The sequence below is a fragment of the Rhodopseudomonas palustris genome (assembly GCF_007005445.1).
Lineage (GTDB): Bacteria > Pseudomonadota > Alphaproteobacteria > Rhizobiales > Xanthobacteraceae > Rhodopseudomonas > Rhodopseudomonas palustris_G.
In genome coordinates, this window is record NZ_CP041387.1 from 2,306,042 (window position 1) to 2,326,134 (window position 20,093).

General features: G+C 64.9%; 19 protein-coding genes. 10 read left to right on the plus strand and 9 right to left on the minus strand.

Translation table 11 applies throughout. The annotated features are described in order from the left end of the window. The first annotated feature begins 41 nt into the window (after positions 1-41). Genes FLL57_RS10505 through FLL57_RS10515 form a run of 3 tightly spaced genes read left to right on the plus strand, consistent with a single transcriptional unit; the run spans position 42 to position 3,878 of the window. Complete coding sequence (locus FLL57_RS10505; RefSeq protein WP_013502129.1) at positions 42-860, plus strand: class II glutamine amidotransferase; 819 nt, start codon at positions 42-44, stop codon at positions 858-860. Positions 861-889: 29 nt separating this feature from the next. After that, the gene (locus FLL57_RS10510) at positions 890-2,656 is read left to right on the plus strand and encodes an N-acetylglutaminylglutamine amidotransferase (RefSeq protein WP_142882860.1); all 1,767 of its coding nucleotides are present in this window, start codon (positions 890-892) and stop codon (positions 2,654-2,656) included. Continuing rightward, complete coding sequence (locus tag FLL57_RS10515; protein WP_142882861.1) at positions 2,646-3,878, plus strand: carboxylate-amine ligase; 1,233 nt, start codon at positions 2,646-2,648, stop codon at positions 3,876-3,878. Before FLL57_RS10510 ends, FLL57_RS10515 begins: the two co-directional genes overlap by 11 nt. Positions 3,879-3,912: 34 nt before the next feature. On the opposite strand, the gene FLL57_RS10520 is transcribed toward FLL57_RS10515, so the two are convergent. Both FLL57_RS10520 and FLL57_RS10525 read right to left on the minus strand, forming a co-directional pair. Beyond that, entirely contained in the window at positions 3,913-7,146 is a 3,234-nt protein-coding gene (locus tag FLL57_RS10520) for an efflux RND transporter permease subunit (RefSeq protein WP_142882862.1), read from the minus strand. 129 nt (positions 7,147-7,275) lie between these two features. After that, complete coding sequence (locus FLL57_RS10525; protein ID WP_142882863.1) at positions 7,276-8,472, minus strand: efflux RND transporter periplasmic adaptor subunit; 1,197 nt, start codon at positions 8,470-8,472, stop codon at positions 7,276-7,278. Positions 8,473-8,670: 198 nt separating this feature from the next. On the opposite strand from FLL57_RS10525, the gene FLL57_RS10530 reads away from it, so the two are divergent. After that, positions 8,671-9,258 carry a TetR/AcrR family transcriptional regulator gene (locus FLL57_RS10530; RefSeq protein ID WP_142882864.1) on the plus strand — a complete coding sequence of 196 codons (588 nt, stop codon included), beginning with the start codon at positions 8,671-8,673 and terminating at the stop codon, positions 9,256-9,258. 118 nt (positions 9,259-9,376) lie between these two features. After that, entirely contained in the window at positions 9,377-10,540 is a 1,164-nt protein-coding gene (locus tag FLL57_RS10535; RefSeq protein ID WP_142882865.1) for a GGDEF domain-containing protein, read from the plus strand. Positions 10,541-10,723: 183 nt separating this feature from the next. Here FLL57_RS10535 and FLL57_RS10540 read toward each other — a convergent pair whose 3' ends face one another. Continuing rightward, positions 10,724-11,140 carry a hypothetical protein gene (locus FLL57_RS10540; RefSeq protein WP_142882866.1) on the minus strand — a complete coding sequence of 139 codons (417 nt, stop codon included), beginning with the start codon at positions 11,138-11,140 and terminating at the stop codon, positions 10,724-10,726. 222 nt (positions 11,141-11,362) lie between these two features. Between FLL57_RS10540 and FLL57_RS10545 the strand changes: the two genes are divergently transcribed. Together FLL57_RS10545 and FLL57_RS10550 are read left to right on the plus strand one after the other, a co-directional pair. After that, positions 11,363-11,599 carry a hypothetical protein gene (locus FLL57_RS10545; RefSeq protein ID WP_142882867.1) on the plus strand — a complete coding sequence of 79 codons (237 nt, stop codon included), beginning with the start codon at positions 11,363-11,365 and terminating at the stop codon, positions 11,597-11,599. Positions 11,600-11,644: 45 nt separating this feature from the next. Continuing rightward, a complete protein-coding gene (locus tag FLL57_RS10550) occupies positions 11,645-12,295 on the plus strand; it encodes a CPBP family intramembrane glutamic endopeptidase (RefSeq protein ID WP_433962615.1) in 651 nt (216 codons plus the stop codon). Between the two features lie 9 nt (positions 12,296-12,304). Here FLL57_RS10550 and FLL57_RS10555 read toward each other — a convergent pair whose 3' ends face one another. Both FLL57_RS10555 and FLL57_RS10560 read right to left on the minus strand, forming a co-directional pair. Then, a complete protein-coding gene (locus FLL57_RS10555) occupies positions 12,305-14,167 on the minus strand; it encodes a potassium transporter Kup (RefSeq protein WP_013502119.1) in 1,863 nt (620 codons plus the stop codon). 251 nt (positions 14,168-14,418) lie between these two features. Continuing rightward, entirely contained in the window at positions 14,419-15,255 is an 837-nt protein-coding gene (locus FLL57_RS10560; protein WP_013502118.1) for a tetratricopeptide repeat protein, read from the minus strand. A gap of 307 nt (positions 15,256-15,562) precedes the next feature. Here FLL57_RS10560 and FLL57_RS10565 point away from each other — a divergent pair, with 307 nt between their 5' ends. Both FLL57_RS10565 and FLL57_RS10570 read left to right on the plus strand, forming a co-directional pair. Continuing rightward, on the plus strand, positions 15,563-15,736 hold the full coding sequence (locus FLL57_RS10565; RefSeq protein ID WP_013502117.1) for a DUF1328 domain-containing protein: 174 nt from the start codon (positions 15,563-15,565) through the stop codon (positions 15,734-15,736). Between the two features lie 188 nt (positions 15,737-15,924). Further along, entirely contained in the window at positions 15,925-16,239 is a 315-nt protein-coding gene (locus FLL57_RS10570) for a hypothetical protein (RefSeq protein ID WP_013502116.1), read from the plus strand. 80 nt (positions 16,240-16,319) lie between these two features. Here FLL57_RS10570 and FLL57_RS10575 read toward each other — a convergent pair whose 3' ends face one another. The 3 genes from FLL57_RS10575 to FLL57_RS10585 form a co-directional block, all read right to left on the minus strand. Next, positions 16,320-16,943, minus strand: coding sequence for a GNAT family N-acetyltransferase (locus tag FLL57_RS10575; protein ID WP_013502115.1), 624 nt, complete (start codon positions 16,941-16,943; stop codon positions 16,320-16,322). A gap of 254 nt (positions 16,944-17,197) precedes the next feature. After that, the gene (locus FLL57_RS10580; RefSeq protein ID WP_142882869.1) at positions 17,198-17,596 is read right to left on the minus strand and encodes a PaaI family thioesterase; all 399 of its coding nucleotides are present in this window, start codon (positions 17,594-17,596) and stop codon (positions 17,198-17,200) included. Between the two features lie 139 nt (positions 17,597-17,735). Then, positions 17,736-19,016, minus strand: a complete 1,281-nt coding sequence (locus tag FLL57_RS10585; protein WP_142882870.1) for an ArgE/DapE family deacylase — start codon at positions 19,014-19,016, stop codon at positions 17,736-17,738. 133 nt (positions 19,017-19,149) lie between these two features. On the opposite strand from FLL57_RS10585, the gene FLL57_RS10590 reads away from it, so the two are divergent. Then, positions 19,150-19,410 (plus strand): DUF6719 family protein, encoded by a 261-nt coding sequence (locus tag FLL57_RS10590; protein ID WP_013502112.1) that lies wholly within the window; start codon positions 19,150-19,152, stop codon positions 19,408-19,410. A gap of 27 nt (positions 19,411-19,437) precedes the next feature. Here the strand turns inward: FLL57_RS10590 and FLL57_RS10595 are convergent, their stop codons facing one another. Further along, positions 19,438-19,791 (minus strand): hypothetical protein, encoded by a 354-nt coding sequence (locus FLL57_RS10595; RefSeq protein ID WP_235677254.1) that lies wholly within the window; start codon positions 19,789-19,791, stop codon positions 19,438-19,440. Between the last annotated feature and the right edge of the window lie 302 nt (positions 19,792-20,093).

Below are 20,093 nucleotides of genomic sequence, written 5' to 3' on the forward strand. Positions count from 1 at the left end.
TGCGCAGCCGCGCAACCGGGATCATTCGTTGAGGTGAATCGATGTGCCGCTGGCTGGCATACCGCGGAGAAGCAACATCGTTCGACAGCTACGTCACAGAACCGGTCCACTCCCTGATCAACCAGAGCCTGCGCGCCCGCGAATCCGCTGGCAGCACTAACGGCGATGGCTTCGGCCTCGGTTGGTACGGAGTTCATCCCGAGCCGGGATTGTTTCGCGAAACGCGCCCGGCATGGTCGGACGAGAATCTCCGTTACCTCTGCCGGCACCTGCAATCCCACATGTTCTTCGCCCATGTCCGCGCCGCGACCGGTACCGCGGTGACGCGGCAGAACTGCCATCCATTCGCCTGCGGGCGATGGATGTTCATGCACAACGGTTTCATTGGGAGCTGGAGCCGGCTGCGGCGGAAGGTCGAGGCGATGATCCCCGATCATCTGTATCCATCGCGCGTCGGCACCACGGATTCCGAGGCGGTGTTCCTGGCAATGATGGGCCAGGGGCTGGACCAGGATCCGATCGGCGCGACCCTGAGCGTGATGCGCGCACTCAGCGCCCTGGTCGACGAAGATGGATTGCGCGAGCGGATGAGGTTCACGGCGGCGCTCGCCAATGGACACGACCTCTACGCCTTCCGGTTCGCTCACAACGATACGGCGAACACGCTGTACTATCGCGAGGATGGGCCTCTGGTCGTGGCCTCCGAGCCGTTCGACACGGAGCTGCATTGGTCCGAAGTGCCGGCGGATCACGTGCTGGTCTCGCGGCCGTTTCGTCCCGTCGAGATCCGTCCGTTCCCGGCCGGTGAACATTCGCCGCAGGAACCCGCTGTTGCCCAAAATGTTGTCGAGCGAGCTTAATTGATCGGCAACGGAGGCATCGAAGGGCGATGTGTGGAATTTGCGGAGAGATCCGCATGCGCGGCGAACCCTCGATCGCCGCTTTGAAGACGATCGCCGGCGCGATGCACAAGCGCGGGCCCGATGCGGAAGGACTGTTCGCGCAAGGCACCATGGCGTTCGGCCATCGGCGACTCAGCATTCTCGATCTGGCAGCAGCCTCTCAGCAGCCGATGATCGACAGCGAGCTGGGACTCGGCATCGTCTTCAACGGCTGCATCTACAATTTCCGCGAACTCAAGGACGAACTGACGCGGCGCGGCTATCGGTTCTTCTCGCAAGGCGACACAGAAGTCATCCTCAAGAGCTATCATGCCTGGGGGGCGGACTGCGTATCACGTTTCAAGGGCATGTTCGCCTTCGCGTTGTGGGAGCGCGACAGCGACCGCGTCGTGCTGGCCCGCGACCGTCTCGGCATCAAACCGCTCTACTACGTCGATGGCCCTGACTCTTTCCGCTTCGCCTCCGATCTGCCCGCCTTGCTGGCGGGCGGTGGTGTCGATACCTCGCTCGATCCTGTCGGGCTGCATCACTTCTTCAGCTTCCACGCCGCTGTGCCACCGCCGCGCACCATTCTGCGCGGCGTGAAGAAGCTGGAGCCCGCCTCCATCCTCACCCTGGAGCCGGATGGTTCCAGAACCACGCGGCGCTATTGGAGGTTCACAGTCGGCTCGGCCGTCGATCGGGTGATGACCGAGCAAGAGTGGAGCGAGGCCGTTACCGATGCGATGCTGACGGCGGTCGATCGCCGCCGCGTCGCCGACGTCCCTGTCGGCGTGCTGCTGTCGGGCGGATTGGATTCATCGCTGATCGTCGCGCTGCTCGCCAAACTCGGCCATTCCGACGTCAAGACCTTCGCGATCGGCTTCGACAGCGTCGGCGGGCAAAGCGGCGACGAGTTCTATTATTCCGATCTGGTGGCGAAGCACTTCTCGTCAACGCACGAGCAGATCAGAATCGACGGCCGCGAGGCATTGCAGCATCTGCCGGACGCGATCCGGGCGATGTCCGAGCCGATGGTCAGTCACGATGCGGTTGCGTTCTATCTGCTGTCGCGCGAGGTCGCCAAGCGGGTGACAGTGGTGCAGAGCGGCCAGGGTGCCGACGAAGTGTTCGGCGGCTATAGCTGGTACCCCTCACTGCTCACCGCCAACAATGCCGCCGATCAGTATCGCGAGGTGTATTTTGATTGGAAGCACACCGACATCTCCAGGTTGTTGACGCCCGATCTGCTCTCGGCGGATCACAGTTCGGACTTCGTCGAGCGCTTTTTCGACCTGACCTCGGCGAGTTCCCCGGTCGACAAGGCGCTGCAGATCGACGCCGAGATCATGATGGTCGACGATCCGGTCAAGCGGGTCGACAACATGACCATGGCGCATGGTCTCGAAGCCCGGGTGCCGTTTCTCGACCACGAATTGGTCGAGCTCGCCGCCCGGATCCCGGCCTCGCTCAAGCTCGGCGATGGTGGCAAGTACATCCTCAAACAAGCCGCCCGCGCGTTGCTTCCGGCCGAAGTGATCGACCGCCCCAAGGGATATTTCCCGGTGCCGTCGCTGCGGCATCTGCGCGGCGATTTCCTCGACTACGTTCGCGACATCCTGACCTCCCCGGCCGCGCGTAACCGCGGTCTGTATCGCTCCGAGTTCATCGAACACATGCTCCATCATCCCGAAGCAGAAAAGAGCCCGAAGGGCCATTCGCGGCTGTGGCAGGCCGCTCTCCTCGAAGGGTGGCTGCAGGCCCATGCGATTTGATCCGAAAATCCTCGACAAGCTCCGCCTGAATCTGAGCGCCAACCAGCAGCACCTGGTGATCAGATCCGCGATCGGCATCGACGCCAACGCCGCCTATTCGTTCGGCATCGAGGAGGAGTATTTCCTCGCCGACGCGAAGACCCACGAGGTCGCGATGCAGACGCCGAACGGCCTGTTCGAGGCCGCGAACTGGTCCACCGGCGGCCAGGCGATGCGTGAGATGCTGCAGGCGCAGATCGAAGTCGCCAGCAACGTCCACGTCGATCCCAGCGATGCACGGGAAGAGTTGCGATTTCTGCGTAACGAGGTGGCGGCTGCCGCTGCCCAGCACGGCCTGGTGATCATGGCCAGCGCGACCCACCCGACAGCGTCATGGCGGTTTTCCAAACCAAGCCCTAAGCCGCGCTACAAAGAGATGATCGAGGACCTGCGAACCATCGGCCACCGCAACATGCTGTGCGGTATGCACGTCCACGTGCAGATCCCTCCGCCAGCGGAACGCGTCGCGGTGATGCGGGCGATGATCCCGTATCTGCCGCTGTTCATCGCGCTGGCGACGTCGTCGCCGTTCTGGAACGGCAAGGAGACTGGCCTGCGCGGCTATCGCCTCGCCGCTTACGACGAATTGCCCCGCACCGGGCTGCCGGAGCTGTTCGCCGATCAGAGCGAATACGACCGCTACGTCGAAGCGCTGGTGCGATCAGGGGTGATGCCGGATGAGAGCTACGTCTGGTGGGCGCTGCGGCCGTCGTCACGCCATCCGACGCTGGAGCTTCGCGCGCCCGATGTGTGCACGCGACTGGAGGACGCGGTGCTGATCGCATCCCTATATAGGGCGCTGATCAAGCATCTGTGTGAACATCCCGATTCGTCCGAAGCAGTCGATAACGTCGAACGTGCCATCGCGGTCGAGAACAAATGGCGAGCGCAGCGCTACGGCACCGACTGCATCTTCGGCTCGAAAGACGGCCCGATCGAGATCCGCGAATTCCTCGATCAGGTGATTGCACGCGTCCTGCCGGATGCGGAAGCGCTCGGTTGCGCGTCCGAAGTCGAACGCTGCCGCGCCATTCTGGAGCGCGGCAGTTCGGCCGACGCTCAGCTACGCGTCTATCGCGACGCTGGAAACAACCTGGGCGCGGTGACGCAATGGATTGCGCGGCAGACCCTCGGCGAAAACCGCGCGCCCTCCTCCCGCGGCGCGGCCGAACGGGTCGAGTAACCTCGCTCCGCTATCTCCGATCCGGCCGGACGCATCACGAATGCGACCCGGCCGCCTGTCGGCGCTGTTCCGTCTCGTGCAATCCCGGCGCCAAGGGCGCGTCTTGATCGACGGTACCCTCACCGTGCTGCGTCAGCGGCCGGTTGCCGGTGAGCGCACGCAGCGCCACGTAGAACATCGGCGTGAAGAAGATGCCAAACGCCGTGACGCCGATCATGCCGGCGAACACCGCGACGCCCATCGCATGGCGCATCTCCGAGCCGGCGCCGGTGGACGTCACCAGCGGCACCACGCCCATGATGAAGGCCATCGAGGTCATCAGGATCGGCCGCAGCCGCAGCCGGCTGGCCTCGATCGCCGCCTGCACCGGCTTGCGCCCGGCGAACTCCAGTTCGCGCGCGAACTCGACGATCAGGATGGCGTTCTTCGCCGACAGCCCGACCAGCACGATCAGGCCGATCTGGGTGAAGACGTTGTTGTCGCCCTTGCTGATCCAGACGCCGAACATCGCCGCCAGCAACCCCATCGGCACGATCATGATGATCGACAGCGGCAGCGTCAGGCTCTCGTACTGCGCGGCCAGCACCAGGAACACCAGCAGCAGCGCCACCGGAAACACGATCAGCGACGAATTGCCGGCGATGATCTCCTGATAGGTCAGCTCGGTCCACTCGTAGGACACGCCCTTCGGCAGCGTCTCCTTGGCGACGCGGTCGATCGCGGCCTGCGCCTGCCCGGTCGAAAAGCCGGGCGCCGCGCCGCCGCTGATATCGGCGGTGAGGAAGCCGTTGTAGCGCATCGCCCGCTCCGGCCCGGCGCTCTCCTTGACTCGCAGCAGCGTCGACAACGGGATCATCTCGCCGGAGTCCGAACGCACCTTGAGCTGGCCGATATCGTCCGCTCGCGCCCTGAACTTGGCGTCGGCCTGCACCCGCACCGAATAGGTGCGGCCGAACTTGTTGAAGTCGTTGACGTAGAGCGAGCCGAGATAGATCTGCATGGTTTCGAAGATCGACGTCACCGGCACGTTGAGCTGCCGGGCCTTGGTGCGATCGACGTCGGCATAGAGCTGCGGCACGTTGATCTGGTAGCTGGTGAACAGCCCGGCCAGTTCCTTCTGCGCGCTCGCCTTGGCGACGAACGCCTTGGTGGCGTCGTTGAGTGCCTCGTAGCCGAGGCCGGCGCGATCCTCGATTTGCAGCTTGAACCCGCCGATGGTGCCGAGACCGGCGACCGGCGGCGGCGGGAACATGGCGATGAACGCATCCTGGATGCCGGCGAACTTCTTGTTCAGCGACATCGCGATGGCGTTGCCGCTGAGCGACTTGTCCTTGCGTTCGGCGAAGTCCTTCAGCCCGATGAAGACGATGCCGGAGTTCGACGAGTTGGTGAAGCCGTTGATCGACAGGCCGGGAAACTGGATCGAGTTCTCGACCCCCGGCTCCTGCTGGGCGATCTCTCCCATCCGGCGGATCACCTCCTCGGTGCGATCCAGCGTGGCACCGTCCGGGAGCTGCGCGAAGCCGACTAGATACTGCTTGTCCTGCCCCGGCACGAACCCGCCCGGCACCGCGTGGAACAGATAGAAGGTGGCACCGACCAGCACCAGATACAGCCCCATGCCGACCGCGCGGCGCGACACCACACGCTTGACACCGCCGCCATAGGCCTCCGAACTGCGTGTGAAGAAGCGGTTGAAACGGACGAAGAACCAACCGAGGGTCTTGTCCATCACCTTCGTCAGCGCATCCTTCGGCGCGTCGTGGCCCTTGAGCAGCAGCGCGGCCAGCGCCGGCGACAATGTCAGCGAGTTGAAGGCGGAGATCACCGTCGAGATCGCCACCGTCAGGGCGAACTGCTTGTAGAACTGCCCGGTGAGGCCGGTGATGAACGCCAGCGGCACGAACACCGCGACCAGCACCAGCGCGATCGCGATGATCGGCCCGGTCACCTCACGCATCGCCTGATAGGCCGCCTCCTTCGGGCCGAGGCCGCGTTCGATGTTGCGCTCGACGTTCTCGACCACGACGATGGCGTCGTCGACCACGATGCCGATCGCCAGCACCAGGCCGAACAAGGTCAGCGCGTTGATCGAAAAACCAAAGACGTGCATCACCGCGAAAGTGCCGACCACCGACACCGGCACCGCGATCAGCGGGATGATCGAGGCGCGCCAGGTCTGCAGGAACAGGATCACCACCAGCACCACCAGCGCGATCGCCTCGAGCAGCGTGTGGATCACCGCTTCGATCGAGGCGCGGACGAACTGGGTCGGGTCGTAGACGATGTCGTAGGACACGCCGTCCGGCATATTCTCCTTCAGCTCCTTCATCGTCGCGCGGACGTTGTCGGAGATCTGGATCGCGTTGGAGCCAGGCGACTGGAAGATCGGGATCGCCACTGCGGATTTGTTGTTGAGCAGCGAGCGCAGCGCGTAGTCGGCGGCGCCGAGCTCGATCCGCGCGACGTCGCGCAGCCGCACCACTTCGCCGTGGTCGCCGTTCTTGACGATGATGTCGCCGAATTCCTGTTCGGTCTGCAGCCGTCCCTGTGCATTGACCGAGAGCTGCAGATCGAGCCCAGGCTCGCCCGGCGAGCCGCCCACCTGCCCGGCCGCAGCCTGGACGTTCTGAGCGCGGATCTCGCGCACCACATCGGCCGGTGACAGGCCGCGCTCGGCGACCTTCTGCGGATCGAGCCAGATTCGCATCGAATAATCGCCCGAGCCGAACAACTGCACCTGACCGACGCCCGGAATCCGCGCCAGCCGGTCCTTGACGTTGAGCACCGCGTAGTTGCGCAAGTACGTCATGTCGTAGCGGTCGTTCGGCGACATCAAGTGCACGACCATGGTCAAGTCGGGCGCGCTCTTGATGGTGGTGATGCCGAGCGCACGAACCTCCGCCGGCAGCCGCGGTTCGGCCTGCGAGACGCGGTTCTGCACCAGCTGTTGCGCCTTGTCCGGGTCGGTACCGAGCCTGAAGGTGACGTTCAGCGTCATCTTGCCGTCGGTGGTGGCCTGGCTGCTCATGTACAGCATGTTCTCGACGCCGTTGATCTGCTCCTCGATCGGGGTCGACACGGTCTCGGCAATCACCTTCGGGTTGGCGCCGGGATATTGCGCCGACACCACGATGGTCGGCGGCGCGACTTCGGGATATTCGGAGATCGGCAGCACCGGTATCGACAGCAGGCCGGCGAGGAAAATCACCGCCGACAGCACGCCGGCAAAGATCGGGCGATCGATGAAGAACTTGGAGAAATTCATGGCTGTGATCCGCCGGTTCGCTCGCGCGCGAGCGCAATGATCCCTGCACGGCCGACGGGACGTCTGCCGCGTGACTGTCTATCGAAAGCAATGAGGTTCGGCCCCGCCGTGGCGGCGGAGCCGCAACGGTTAGTTCTGTGCCACCGTCTTGCTGGAGGCGGCCTCCATTGCCACCGTTTCGGGCTTGATCGTGACGCCGGGACGGACGCGCTGCAGGCCGTTGACGACGATGCGTTCGCCGGCCTTCAGGCCGGACGCCACCACTCGCAGTCCATTGACAGAGGCCCCGAGCGTCACTTCGCGATATTGCGCGTGGTTCTCGGCGTCGACCACCATCACAAACTTCTTGTTCTGGTCAGTGCCGACCGCACGTTCACTGACCAGCAGCGCCGGTTCAGGCTTCGGCTGCCCCATCGACAGCCGCGCGAACTGGCCCGGCATCAGCCGGCCATCGGCATTGTCGAACACCGCGCGCACTCGCACCGTGCCGGAGCGCGGATCGACCTGGTTGTCGATGAACTGCATCTTGCCCTTCACCGGCGCCCCGCCCGCAACGGTCGTCATTTCGACAGGAATGCGTTCGATCGCGCCTGGCGTCTTCTCGTCTGCGAGCGTCTGCAGCGCGCGGGTCACCACCTGCTCGTCGGCATTGAAGCTGGCATAGATCGGGTTCACCGAAACGAGGGTCGTCAGCAGCGGCGAACTCGGGCCGGCGGCAATCAGATTGCCGACGGTGATCTCGACCTTGCCGACCCGACCGGACACCGGCGCGCGAATTTCAGTGTAGCTGAGGTTCAGCTCCGCGGTCTTCAGCGCCGCCTCGGCGGATTTCAGGTTCGCCTCAGCCTCACGATAGGCGTTGAGACGGTTGTCGACCTCGCGCTGGGTGATGCTGGAACTGGAGAGCTGCTGGCTGCGCTCGACATCTGCCTTGGTGAACACGACCCTGGCGCGGGCCGCCGACAACTGTGCCTGGGCGCGGTCGACCTCGGCGGCGTACAGCGACGGATCAATCCGGACCAGAAGGTCGCCCTTGTGAACCAGGGTGCCTTCCCGGAATTGGATCTCCTGGACGGCGCCCGCGACCCGCGAGCGGATTTCGACTCGTTGGATCGCCTCGAGCCGCCCCGAGAATTCGTCGGAGGGCGTTGTTGCCTTGGCTTCGACGAGCGCCACCGAAACCGGGACGGCTGCCGGCGCTGCCGCTGTGGTTTCCGCTTGGGCGGTTCCGGTGCGCTCGATCAGAGCTGCTCCGCCGGCCAGTACGGCCGAAACCGCGATCATTCCCGCGCCGAGCGCGGCCCTTCGAGCGAGTGGAGTAGCCATCGCGTATCCCATTTGATCAGACGGGCTTGTAAAAAGCCGAATAAATTCAGTAACTCATGCGCGCACGGGCGGATGTTCCGAATATCAGAATACCACGCTGCACCGCACATATCGATACCGCCCGGTATAGATGGACTATCGACATCCCCTGTCAAGGGACTTATCTACCGTCTGGTAGAAATCTCTGGAGATCCAGCCATGGCCCTGGGACGCCCCCGCGAATTCGACGTCGATGCGGCGCTCGACCTCGCTTTGCACGTGTTCTGGCGTAAGGGGTACGAAGGCACCTCAATGGCCGATCTCACCGAGGCAATGGGCATTACCAAGCCGAGCCTGTATGCGGCCTTTGGCAACAAGGAAGATCTGTTCCGTAAAGCGCTCGACCGCTATGTCGACGGCCCCGGCGGCTATTATCAGGCCGGCCTGCAGAAGCCGACTGCTCGCGAAGTCGTCGAGCACATCCTGCACGGCGCCGTCGATGCGATGACGGATCCGAGCAACCCGGGCTGCCTCGCAGTGCAAGGCGCGCTGTGCTGTGGCGATGCCGCCGAGACCATCAAGCAGGAACTGGCTGCGCGCCGCGCCAAGGGCGAGCAGGACCTGCAGGACCGGCTGGCCCGTGCGGTCGCCGACGGCGATCTGCCGTCCGGCGCCGATGCCGGCGACCTCGCTCGCTACGTCTCGGCGATCCTGCAAGGCATGGCGGTGCAGGCGGCAGGCGGCGCTTCCCCCGATCAGTTGCGCAAGCTGGCCGACATGGCCCTGAGGAACTGGCCGCCGACGTAACGCCGCGATGTTCCCGGGCGGCTGTCCACGAACGTTTCGTTAAGGATACGGCGACCCGATTACCGACATTGCGCGCAGTTGCCATCGCTTATTAGGAACTGTCCGCGATGTTGTGCGCATGCACTTCCCGCTGTTGTCCCGCTCCCTGCATCCCGACCCGCGGATCCGCCGCGAGCTGGTCGAACTGCTCTACACCTCGCTGCCGCAGGTGATGGCGATCGGCGTGACTTCGGTGACCGGCGCAGCGACCCTGACGCTGCTCGGCGGCGATCCCGGCTACGCGGTGATCTCGGTGTTGATCGTGATCACCGCCAGCGCGCGGGTGTTTTCGCTGATGCGCTACAAGGCGCGCGCCGCACAGTTCACCGACGCCGACGTGGTGCGCTGGGAGCGGCTGTACGGCGCCGGCGCCACCGCCTTCAGCCTGGCGCTCGGTGCGCTGTCGTTCCGTGCGCTGCAGCTCGGCGACGCCCCCGGCGCCTGGATCGCATTCGGCCTGTCGATGTCGTACTGCGTCGGCATGGTGTCGCGGGCAGCGATCCGGCCGTGGATCATCCTCACCGCGGCTGCCGCACTCCTCACGCCGACCATCATCGCCGGGCTGATGCGCCCGGAGCTCGCCTACAAGGTCGGCGCCGGCATGCTGGTGCTGTTCTGGCTGACGCTGCGCGAAGCCTCCAAGCATCTCAGCGCGGCGTTCACCGAGCGGCTCGAAGCCAAGCATCGGCTGGCGCGCCAGGCCACCCACGATTTCCTCACCGGTCTGCCGAACCGCGCCGGCTTCCTGCAGGCGCTCGCGAGCTCCCGCGGCAGCTTCACCGTGATCGCCATCGACCTCGACGGCTTCAAGCCGATCAACGATCGGCACGGCCATCACGCCGGCGACGATCTATTGCGGCAGGTCGCGGAGCGGCTGACCGCCTGCGCCGGCGCCGACGGCATCGCTGCCCGGTTCGGCGGCGATGAGTTCATGCTGCTGAAGCCGATCGCCGACGCGGAGCCCGGCCGCAATGAAGCGCTGGCGCTGGCGCGGCGGGCGGTGTTCGATCTGTCGATGCCGTTCCGGTTGTCCGACCTGCCGGTGTGCATCGGCGCCAGCGCCGGCATCACCGTGAGCAGCGGGGCGCTCAGCCACGGCTCGACCGCGCAATTCCTGGAGCGGGTCGACCGCGCGCTCTACGCCGCCAAACGTGCCGGCGGTGGCTGTGCCTGGGCGGACGACACCGACGACGAACGGCCGTGCTGCACCGGCACTGCGCTGCCCAGCCCGGCGGCGGCCTGACACCGCGACCTGCGGCACCCCGGTGACTCAGCAGGCCATCGGCGATTCCGACCCATCGATCAGAGAGCTCGCTCGCGAGGCGTTGCCGCCAGACGCAGCGGTCGGCGCGCGCTACCCGAGCGGCGCGACGGCCGGGATCAAGGGCTGACGGTCGCCCGCTCCGCCGCGATCAGGTCACTGCGATCAGGTCTTGGGCGCCGCCGCTTTGGGTGCTGCGGCCGGCTTGGGCGCTGCCGTCGGCTTGTCCGCAAAGCCGTTGTAGCAGGCGAGCCGCTCGTCCTCTTCCTTGACCAAGCGACAATCCGCCGCGGTCTTGGCAGGCTTCGCCTTGGCGCCGGCCTTTGCCCCGGCCGGCTTCGGTGCCGGCGGATAGATCGCATCGAAGCAGTCCAGCCGCTCCTTGGTGGCGTCCTCGATCTCCAGACACGCCTTCATGCGGTCCGCGATCGGCGGCTTGGCCGCAGCCTTGTCGCCCTTCGGCTTGATCTGCACCAGCGGCCGGTCCCCGACCATCGGCGTCCCGCCGGAGGCCGGTGCGTTGCTCTGCGCCAGCGCCGCGCTCGATGCCAGCAGCGCGGCAAGTACCACGATCGTTCTCATCGAAATCCCCGTCCCTCGCCCCGAGCCGCGCGGCGACGGCCGGCGCGGCGATAATCGTCAAACCGGAGCGGTCAGGTGCCGTCAAGCCGGCGGGCTGCCGCAGTCCGTGTCTGTCCACGGCTCAGCACGGCGTTGAGAATGCGGCGGGTTTGGGGCAAGCCTCGTCCGCTCCCCAATTGCGGCCGCTGGCCAGATCGCTCCCTGCGCGCTAAAGCAAACCGCATGAGATGGTTACTGATCGCCTTCGCGGTCGCGCTGCCGATGGCGGCCGGTGCCGAGCCGCGCAGGTCGGCGCCTCCGTCCCCGCGCGTCGAGCAAAACACGCCGCTGCCGCGCAATTTGAGCGCAAGGCGCAATCCCTGCGCCGATTTCGGCGCCGGCTTCGTCCAGCTCGAAGGCAGCTCCACCTGCGTCAAACTCGGCGGCAGCATCAGCGTCGGCGCCGGCACCCGCCGCTGAGCCTCGGAGCCGCCCGTACTGGAACCCGACGGCCGATGCCGGATTATGGGTCTCATGACGATTTTGCGACACCCCGAGACGCCGACCTGCCCGCCGGCGCCACATCCCGCGTTGCGACTGGCTCCGCTTGCCGGCCTGACGCTGCTGCTTGCCGCGCCGGGGCTCGCAATCCAGGTCGGACTGTTGCCGTTCGAATATCGGATGGGCGCGCTGATCGTGGTGTCGGCGCTGTGCGTCGGGCTCTGCCTGTGGGCCGGGTTCTCGTTCAAGGAGCTCGGATTCGGCCGCCCGCACCAGTGGCGGCACTGGCTCGGCGCGGTCGCGGTCACCAGCCTGATCTCCGCGATCATGCTGCTGCAGACCCGGTTGTTCAGCTTCGAGGCCCAGCCGCCGTCCTGGCTCAGCTTCGCGCCGTTCTACGTCCTGGTCTCGAGCCCGTGCCAGGAGGTGGTGTGCCGCTCGATCCCGAAGCTGATCACCGACCGGATGCAGCACGGCGGCTGGGCCTATGTGCTGTATTCGGCGGCGCTGTTCTCGCTCATCCACCTCTGCTACGGCGACCCGGCGCTGCTGCTCAACACCTTCCTGCTCGGCGTGGTGTGGGGCTTCGTGTACTGGCGCACCCTGAACATCTGGCCGCTGATCGCCTCTCACGCCGCGGTCGGCACCCTCGCCTTCTCGCTCGGGCTGGCCTGACCGGCGGCCTCAGATCTCGAGCTGTGTACCCAGTTCGACCACCCGATCGGTCGGGATCTTGAAGAACGTGGTCGCCCGCGTCGCATTCAGCGTCATGAAGGTGAACAGCCGCTCGCGCCACAGCGCCATTCCAGGGTTGAGGCTCGGCACATAGGTTTCGCGGCTGAGGAAGAACGAGGTCGACATCATGTTGAACTCGTGGCCGAACTGTTTGCACAGCGCGAGTGCAGCAGGCACGTCGGGGGTCTGCATGAAGCCGTAGCGGATGATCAGGCGATGGAAGCCGTCGCCGATGTCGGTCATGTGCACGCGCTCGCTGTCCGGCACATAGGGCGTTTCCGCAGTGGTCACCGTGGTCAGGATGACGCGCTGATGGACGGTCTGATTGTGCTTGAGATTGTGCAGCAGCGCAGGCGGCACGCCGTCGGTGGCGGCGGTGAGAAACACCGCCGTGCCCCGCGCCCGAGACACGTTCGGCCCGAGCGCGCGCAGCACCACATCGAGCGGCACCGACTGCTTCTTCAGTTGCTTGCGCACCAGCGCGCGGCCGCGGCGCCAGGTCGTCAGCACGGTGAAGGAGATGAAGCCGATGAACAGCGGGAACCAGCCGCCCTGCGCGACCTTGATGATGTTGGCGGCGAAATAGGCAAAGTCGAGCAGCAGCAGCGTGCCGATCACCACCACGACCACGGCCGGATGCCAGCGCCACAGCAGAGCCGCGACGAACGCTACCAGAATGGTGTCGATCATCATCGTCCCGGTCACCGCGATCCCGTAAGCCGCCGCCAGATTGCTCGACGACTGGAATCCGATCACCAGCGCCATCACGGCGAAATACAGGGTCCAGTTGGTGAACGGCACGTAGATCTGGCCGGCCTCCTCGCCCGAGGTGTGGACGATGGTCATCCGCGGCAGCAGCCCGAGCTGGATCGCCTGCCGCGCCACCGAATACGCGCCCGAGATCACCGCCTGCGACGCAATCACGGTGGCCATGGTGGCGAGCGCGACCATCGGCACCACCATCCATTCCGGCCCGAGCCGGAAGAACGGGTTCTGAATCGCCGACGGATCGTGGATCAGCAGCGCGCCCTGGCCGAAATAGTTGAGCAACAGCGCCGGCAGCACGAGGCCGAACCAGCCGAGCCGGATCGGGAAACGGCCGAAATGCCCCATGTCGGTATACAGCGCCTCGCCGCCGGTGACGGCGAGCACCACCGTGCCGAGCGCGTAGAAGCTCATCAGCGGATGGCGGATCACGAACTCGATCGCGAAGGTCGGGCTGATCGCCTCCAGCACATGGGGGGCGTTGACGATGTTGGCGATACCGAGGGCGGCGAGCGTCAGGAACCACACGCACATCACCGGCCCGAACAGCCGGCCGACCAGGCCGGTGCCGCGCGACTGGATCGCGAACAGAATGGTCAGCACCACCGCGGTGATCGGTACCACATAGGCTTTCAGATCCGGCGTGACGACCTCGAGCCCTTCCACGGCGCTGAGCACCGAGATCGCCGGAGTGATCATGCTGTCGCCGTAGAACAGCGCCGCCGCGATCACGCCGAGCATCATCAGCGGATAGTGCACGCGCCGTCCGCGTGTCAGTTCGGTGACCAATGCCAGCAGCGCCAGACTGCCGCCCTCGCCGTGGTTGTCGGCGCGCATGATGACGATCACGTACTTCACCGTGACCAGCATCATGACGGTCCAGAACACCAGCGACAGCACACCGAAGATGTTGTCGGGCGTCACCGGAATCGGGTGATGTCCGGCGAAGGTCTCCTTCATCGCGTACAGCGGACTGGTGCCGATGTCGCCGAACACCACGCCGATGGCGCTGACGAGGACGCCGAGCCCTTTCTTCTGCTGGCTCATTGTCTACCCCTGGGCCAGGACGAGCGCGACGCCGCGCATCAGGCCCGGCTGCGGCCACAGAAGCCGCGGAGCGCGCTGCAAAGCCCGACCACAGCCGGCCAGCACTCGAATTCGGTCCCGCGTCTCTTCCATAACGGCTACGCCCTGTGCTTGGCCTGGATCAGAGCGCGCGCGGCGCCGACGTTCCAGGAACGTGGTCGAGTTTGGTATGATTCGGTTGAAGCCAGATCAGGCGCGGCCGCGCCGATTGCCTAGAAGCATAGGTTTGTCACCATGTTTCCGCGCTTGTCCTTGAGCACATAGGGGCAATCGCTCCGCTTCAGCGCCGCCTTGGCCTCGGCGTTGCCGAGCGCCGCGGCCTTTTCGTAGTACGCCTTGGCCGCGTCGCTGTCCTTCGGACCGCCGCGGCCGGCCTGCGCAAACGCGCCCATCTGCATCAAAGCGCCGGGATGGCCCTGCCCCGCAGCCCTCTCAAACAGGGATCGCGCCGCGACCTCGTCCTTGGGGCCGCCGATACCATCGGCCAGCATCAGCCCGAGCTGATATTGCGCTTCGGCGTTACTCTCTGCGCCCTTGGCAAGCAAGGCTCGGGTTTTCACCGGGTCGGACGACGTTCCGCCGCCGAGCGCGGCAAGATTGCTGATGCCGCGCGGGTTGCCTGCCGCGGCCGCGCGTTCCAGCAACTGCCGAGCCCTGGCATCGTCCTTCGGCAGCCCGGCGCCAGTCGCATAGGCGACGCCGAGTTCGACCATCGCCGAGCTGCTGCCCTTGTCGGCGGCCTTGCGATAGGCAGCCATCGCTTCCGCCGTCTGACCACCGGCCGCATAGGCGCGGCCGAGCGCATACATCGCCCGGCGCGATCCGGCCGAAGCGACACGGCAATACTTGATGGCGGTGGCGACGTCGCCAGGCGCGATCTCCGCGACGCCCTTGACGTCGGCGGGCTTATCCGGATCGGCAGGGTCGGCGGCGATCCGATCGCACAACACCAGATCGGCCGACTGCGCATGCACGGGTGTAGTGGCGCTGCCAAGTAACAGCGCGAGCAGGACTGCCGATCCGCCGGCGGCCCACGATCTCGTCATCATCATACAATCCTCGGACGCGCCGCAGCTTCGCTGCATGACGGTCAAATCGCCGTCCCTGCCGCGGTTCGCGGCCCTCGATCGGCCCGGCAATCTAGCCAATCCGCGGGCAGGTTTAAACCGACCCGACACGACAAAGGACTGTGGAGGAGCCGGCCACGAGGCGAAAAACCGACTTGTCGCGCGCCACAGGATCGGCATTCGCGCAGGTCGCCGCTATCGCATCCCCCTCCGCGCCCCCCTGCGCGGGCTCGGAACCATTGTGGTCAGACATCGTTCAAGCCGCAGCTTGGACGCGAGGGTGATGGCGATGACGATTCTCAAATGGGCTCTGATCTTTCTGGTGATCTCGATCGTCGCAGGAATCTTCGGCTTCACCGGCATTTCGGCGGCCTCGGCCGACATCGCGCGGATCCTGTTCTACATTTTCGCAGTGATCTTCATCGTGCTGCTGATTGTCGGCCTGACGATCTTCAGAGCGTAAAGAAGCGTCCCGAATGCGCGACGCTCCCCCGAGTCCGCTGTGCAGGGCAGCCATGACTTGCGATCGATTTGATCTGACGCAAACGGTGGCCGGCCACCTTCGACCAAGGTCCGGTACGAGTGGCCGACATTGAATATTGCAATGCAACATCGGCTCCACTAGGTAACGCACTCAACCCGGGGCGGCCGATGAGCGAAGACTGGAATACCAAATACGGCGTGCGGCGCGTGCGACGCGACCCGCCGACTCTCGAAGAAGCGATCTTTGCGGCGGCCGGCATCACAGATGATGTCGACTCGCAGGCGGAAATTGCCGCGTCCCTGATGGGGATGCCGATCGACGCCGTGCTGAAGGAAGTTCGGAAGTCGGCCCGTGCCTCGGCGCGGACTTCGCGCGTGATCACCGGCGAACAGGGCTTCCAGCGCTCCGTGGTGGTCGAGCGCCGGGTGTCACGCCGGATCGTGGGCGCCGAGCGCATCGTCGGAAACGACAAGCGGATCTGAACCGCGTCTCCATCCAGTGACCACAAAAAGAACGCCGCGGGCCCGAGCACGCGGCGTTGTTGTTTGGGGCGGTCGGACCGTCAGGCTGCGCGATTGAAGCCCGACATCCTGAGAAACAGATTCCAGCACGCCTGATTGAAGGCGATCAGTGCCGTCGCAGCGCCACCCGGAACGTCGATCGTGCGTTGCGCGATCGCGGTGTCCGCCTGCTGTTCGAGATCGATCGTGCCGGTGGATTCGCCCTGGCGGAACGTCAGGTGCGCGCCAAACTTGTTGGCGAGCGCACGCATCGCCTGATTCTGCGAGCCGGTGGTGATCCGCAGCCGCTCGTAGCCGAGCGAGCGGGCGACTTCCATCAACTGCTTGAACAGAATGCTGCCGATGCCCTTGCGGCGCAGGTGGCTTTCCACGCTGAAGGCGATCTCGGGAAGCGAGTCGATGTGCAGATCGGGCTGGTGCAGTTCGGCGGCTGCATGGACTGAGCCGTCTTCCGCAAAGAACGCGATGATGATGGTGCCGTCGCCGCCGCACTTCTTGGCGTAGCGATCGATGAAGCCCTCGTCGGCGAAGCCGTTGAAGCGATCACGCCGGCTCTCGGCGTCGAGGCGCATCAGATGATCCCGCAGCAGCGGCAGCTCTTGATTGATCAGGGATCGGATCGTCCCTTTTGAGCCGGTGAGATCGGCGATTAGAGCGTCGTGCATAAGTCGTCTCTCCTCTCGGGATGACCCTCAAGGAGGCGTTCGTCTTCCCTAGACAGAAGTCATATTGTGCATCGCACAATAATATTCAAGACCCATTCGCAGGCAACGCCTAGGAAAGAGCGGCCGGGAGCCTTCGCACTTTCGCTAAACCTATCTAAATTAAGGCGGTTATGGAAGCGCCGGGATGCCCGATGCGGGTCTGGATACCCGTTTTGCGCCGCACCCTCGTAATCTTACGGATAGCCAAAACCGTCCTATAATACCATTTGCGTCTGAGTGACGACGGCGACCAGTTTGCCGTCCTCGGTCTCGATTCGGGTCTGCCACACCTGAGTGCGACGGCCACGATGCACCGGCGTGGCGGTAGCGATTAAGGTGGAGCCTGCCTTCGCCGCACCGATGAAGTTGGTCTTGCTCTCCAGCGTCGTGGTGCCCTTGGCCTCGCCGGGTAGATTGATCACCGTGGCGGCTGCACCGACGCTGTCGGCCAGCGCCATCACGGCACCGCCATGGATGCTGGCTCCGATGGTGCACAGATCGTCGCGCACCAGTAGCGTGGCGACCACCCGGTCGGGCTCCGCTTCTTTGAAGCGCAGCCCCATCAACACCGCGAACGGCAGCGGAAACGAATTGATCTTCTCCAGCGGAGTCATGGGTGCCCTCTCCTTGCCCGCTGAGGTGGCGACGGCCGCGCGGGCTGCGGCCGCCGCTTTGATCGGACGGATCGATGCCTGCCGATCCGCCTCGGAGCAATGACCTGTCAGGTCATCGACATCTTCTCGATCGCCTGCCTCAAGCGGGCTCGACGCCGCACCATTCGGCGATGAACAGTGCGGTCGCCTTAGTCGATTGGCGCAACGAATCCAGATCGATGTACTCGTTGAAGCCGTGCATGGCTTCGCCCGACGCACCGAAGCATAGGCTCGGGATGTTGTAGTTGAGACCATAGAACCGGGTATCGGTCAGGGCGGTGAACACCAGATCCTGTACGTCGCTGCCGTACACAGCCTGATACGCCTTGCCGAACGCAGCTTCCGGCTCGGCGGCGTTCTTCAACTCGTAGCCCTCGGAGAGAAAGCCCGACCACTCGACCTGGGGCGGATTGTTCGACAGGAAGCGGTGGTCGCGCGCTGCCGCCGCGACGCAGGCCAAAATCTCGGCCTGATGATCGGCGACCGACCAGCCTGGCAGGATCGCAATCCGGCAATCGACGTCGCACCACGCCGGAACGCTGGACGCCCAGTCGCCGCCTTTGATGATGCCGGGATTGAAGTTGATCGGATGCGCCAGCGTCTTGAAGTGCGGATCGCTGGCCGCACGGCGATTCCACTCCTCCTCGAGTTTTCCAAGCGCTTCGATCAGATGATAGGCGGCCGTAATCGCATTCGAGCCCGAGCCAGCAGTGGCAACGTGCACCGGATAGCCGCGCACCTTCAATCGAAACCAGATCACTCCGACCTGCGATCGCACCATCTTGCCGCCGGTCGGCTCCGGGATGAAACAGGCATCGGCGCGATAGCCGCGCTGCAACGTGGAGAGCGCGCCGACACCGGTGCTCTCCTCTTCGATCACCGATTGGAAATGAATGCGGCCCGTCGGGCGCAAGCCGGCGGCCTTGATCGCATCCAGCGCATACAGCGCGCCGATGGTGCCGGACTTCATGTCGCAGGCGCCGCGGCCATACATCCGGCCGTCCTTGATCACGGGCGAAAACGGCGGGGTGTCCCACATCTCGAGCGGCCCCGCCGGCACCACGTCGCAATGGCCCTGCAGGATCAACGAACGGCCGGCATTGTTGGACGGACGATAGGTGCCCACCACCGTCCGCGCCTTCGAAAAATCGTGCTCGATCGGACCATAGCCGCGCAGGTCTTTCAGATCGTCGAGTTCGATATGCCAGTCGTCGACCTCGTAGCCGCGCTGCCGCAACAGATCAGCCATCATGTCCTGACACGGGCCTTCTGCGCCGCGGGTGCTTGGAATCGCGACAAAATGACGGGTGGTGGCGAGTTGGGTATCGAAACCGGCATCGACGGCGTCGAGAATGCGGCGGTTGAGATCGTCGTCGCTCATGCGGATGTGCGCTCCTTGTTGTTCGTTCTGACACCGGCGCGCGGATCAAACCACAGATCGCCCGATTTTCCATGCAGTTTGGCCCTGCACTCGAATCATGCCCTCATGCCGCACGCCCCGATCAGGAGATCTGATGTTCGCCTCTCACCATCCCCGAACGCCGCTCACCACGCTCGCACTCGGCGTTGCCGCCGTCCTGGCGGTCGCTGCCCCCGCCGCGGCACAGCAGCAGGTCTCGCGCGAGCAGGACATCACCAGCCTGCGGCTTGGTCAGAAGATCCTGGTCGACGACGGATCGTGCCCCAACGGTCAGATCAAGGAGATCACCGGAGCGACGCTATCGGCTTCGGGCGTCACCGCGACACGGAAGTGCATTCAGCGGGTCCGCCGCTGAGGCGCCAGACACTCTGCGGCAGCGCCGCTAATCGAGCGGGTCGAACATGCACTGGAGCGCCGGCTTGGCGATCAACGTAAAGGTCGCGTTGATCTGAGACTGCTTGGTGCGCGGCACCCAATCGTTATCGATGGACGGAACGCCGCTTTCGCGGATGCCACGAAGCAAGGCGAGACGAAGATCGCTGTCGGGCACCATCGCGGCGGCGTGATCGTGCAGACAGCGACACACCGCATCCGGATGCGCCCACCGCCCTGTCATGTGTATCGTGCACTGCCGGATGAAATCGGTGCGCGCGTCCTGAACGACGAACAGCGACCGTGTCTGCGCTTGCGCCGCGCTACCGATCATCAGCCCGAGGCCGACCACCAGCGCCGACATCCGTAGCATGGTCACCAATTCACCCACTCCGTGCGGCGACGTCGCCACCTCGCCTGCCTGAACCCGCGCAGCCGGGCGCGAGCCAGACGACCGACGGCAGCTTCGTACCAATCACCCGCCGTTTGCGGCGATGATCGCTGCTGCGTCCGTTGACGGGTTGATAACCACGCTGTGTTTCCTGACTGCTGCGCCGCCGAGGCCATTTGGTTTCGTCCCACGTCCGAATTGTTTCGTGGGCGCGGCGGCGACGAAACATTCGAGGGAAAATCATTGGCTTTTCAGAGCGACCGACTCTGGGTTCC

Coding starts and splice junctions, on each gene's coding strand:
- FLL57_RS10535 (WP_142882865.1), top strand. CDS start 9,377: ATGCACTTCCCGCTGTTGTCCCGCTCCCTGCATCCCGACCCGCGGATC.
- FLL57_RS10570 (WP_013502116.1), top strand. CDS start 15,925: ATGAGCGAAGACTGGAATACCAAATACGGCGTGCGGCGCGTGCGACGC.
- FLL57_RS10545 (WP_142882867.1), top strand. CDS start 11,363: ATGAGATGGTTACTGATCGCCTTCGCGGTCGCGCTGCCGATGGCGGCC.
- FLL57_RS10550 (WP_433962615.1), top strand. CDS start 11,645: ATGGGTCTCATGACGATTTTGCGACACCCCGAGACGCCGACCTGCCCG.
- FLL57_RS10520 (WP_142882862.1), bottom strand. CDS start 7,146: ATGAATTTCTCCAAGTTCTTCATCGATCGCCCGATCTTTGCCGGCGTG.
- FLL57_RS10555 (WP_013502119.1), bottom strand. CDS start 14,167: ATGAGCCAGCAGAAGAAAGGGCTCGGCGTCCTCGTCAGCGCCATCGGC.
- FLL57_RS10575 (WP_013502115.1), bottom strand. CDS start 16,943: ATGCACGACGCTCTAATCGCCGATCTCACCGGCTCAAAAGGGACGATC.
- FLL57_RS10560 (WP_013502118.1), bottom strand. CDS start 15,255: ATGATGACGAGATCGTGGGCCGCCGGCGGATCGGCAGTCCTGCTCGCG.
- FLL57_RS10585 (WP_142882870.1), bottom strand. CDS start 19,016: ATGAGCGACGACGATCTCAACCGCCGCATTCTCGACGCCGTCGATGCC.
- FLL57_RS10540 (WP_142882866.1), bottom strand. CDS start 11,140: ATGAGAACGATCGTGGTACTTGCCGCGCTGCTGGCATCGAGCGCGGCG.
- FLL57_RS10515 (WP_142882861.1), top strand. CDS start 2,646: ATGCGATTTGATCCGAAAATCCTCGACAAGCTCCGCCTGAATCTGAGC.
- FLL57_RS10565 (WP_013502117.1), top strand. CDS start 15,563: ATGACGATTCTCAAATGGGCTCTGATCTTTCTGGTGATCTCGATCGTC.
- FLL57_RS10530 (WP_142882864.1), top strand. CDS start 8,671: ATGGCCCTGGGACGCCCCCGCGAATTCGACGTCGATGCGGCGCTCGAC.
- FLL57_RS10580 (WP_142882869.1), bottom strand. CDS start 17,596: ATGACTCCGCTGGAGAAGATCAATTCGTTTCCGCTGCCGTTCGCGGTG.
- FLL57_RS10590 (WP_013502112.1), top strand. CDS start 19,150: ATGTTCGCCTCTCACCATCCCCGAACGCCGCTCACCACGCTCGCACTC.
- FLL57_RS10595 (WP_235677254.1), bottom strand. CDS start 19,791: ATGTCGGCGCTGGTGGTCGGCCTCGGGCTGATGATCGGTAGCGCGGCG.
- FLL57_RS10525 (WP_142882863.1), bottom strand. CDS start 8,472: ATGGCTACTCCACTCGCTCGAAGGGCCGCGCTCGGCGCGGGAATGATC.
- FLL57_RS10505 (WP_013502129.1), top strand. CDS start 42: ATGTGCCGCTGGCTGGCATACCGCGGAGAAGCAACATCGTTCGACAGC.
- FLL57_RS10510 (WP_142882860.1), top strand. CDS start 890: ATGTGTGGAATTTGCGGAGAGATCCGCATGCGCGGCGAACCCTCGATC.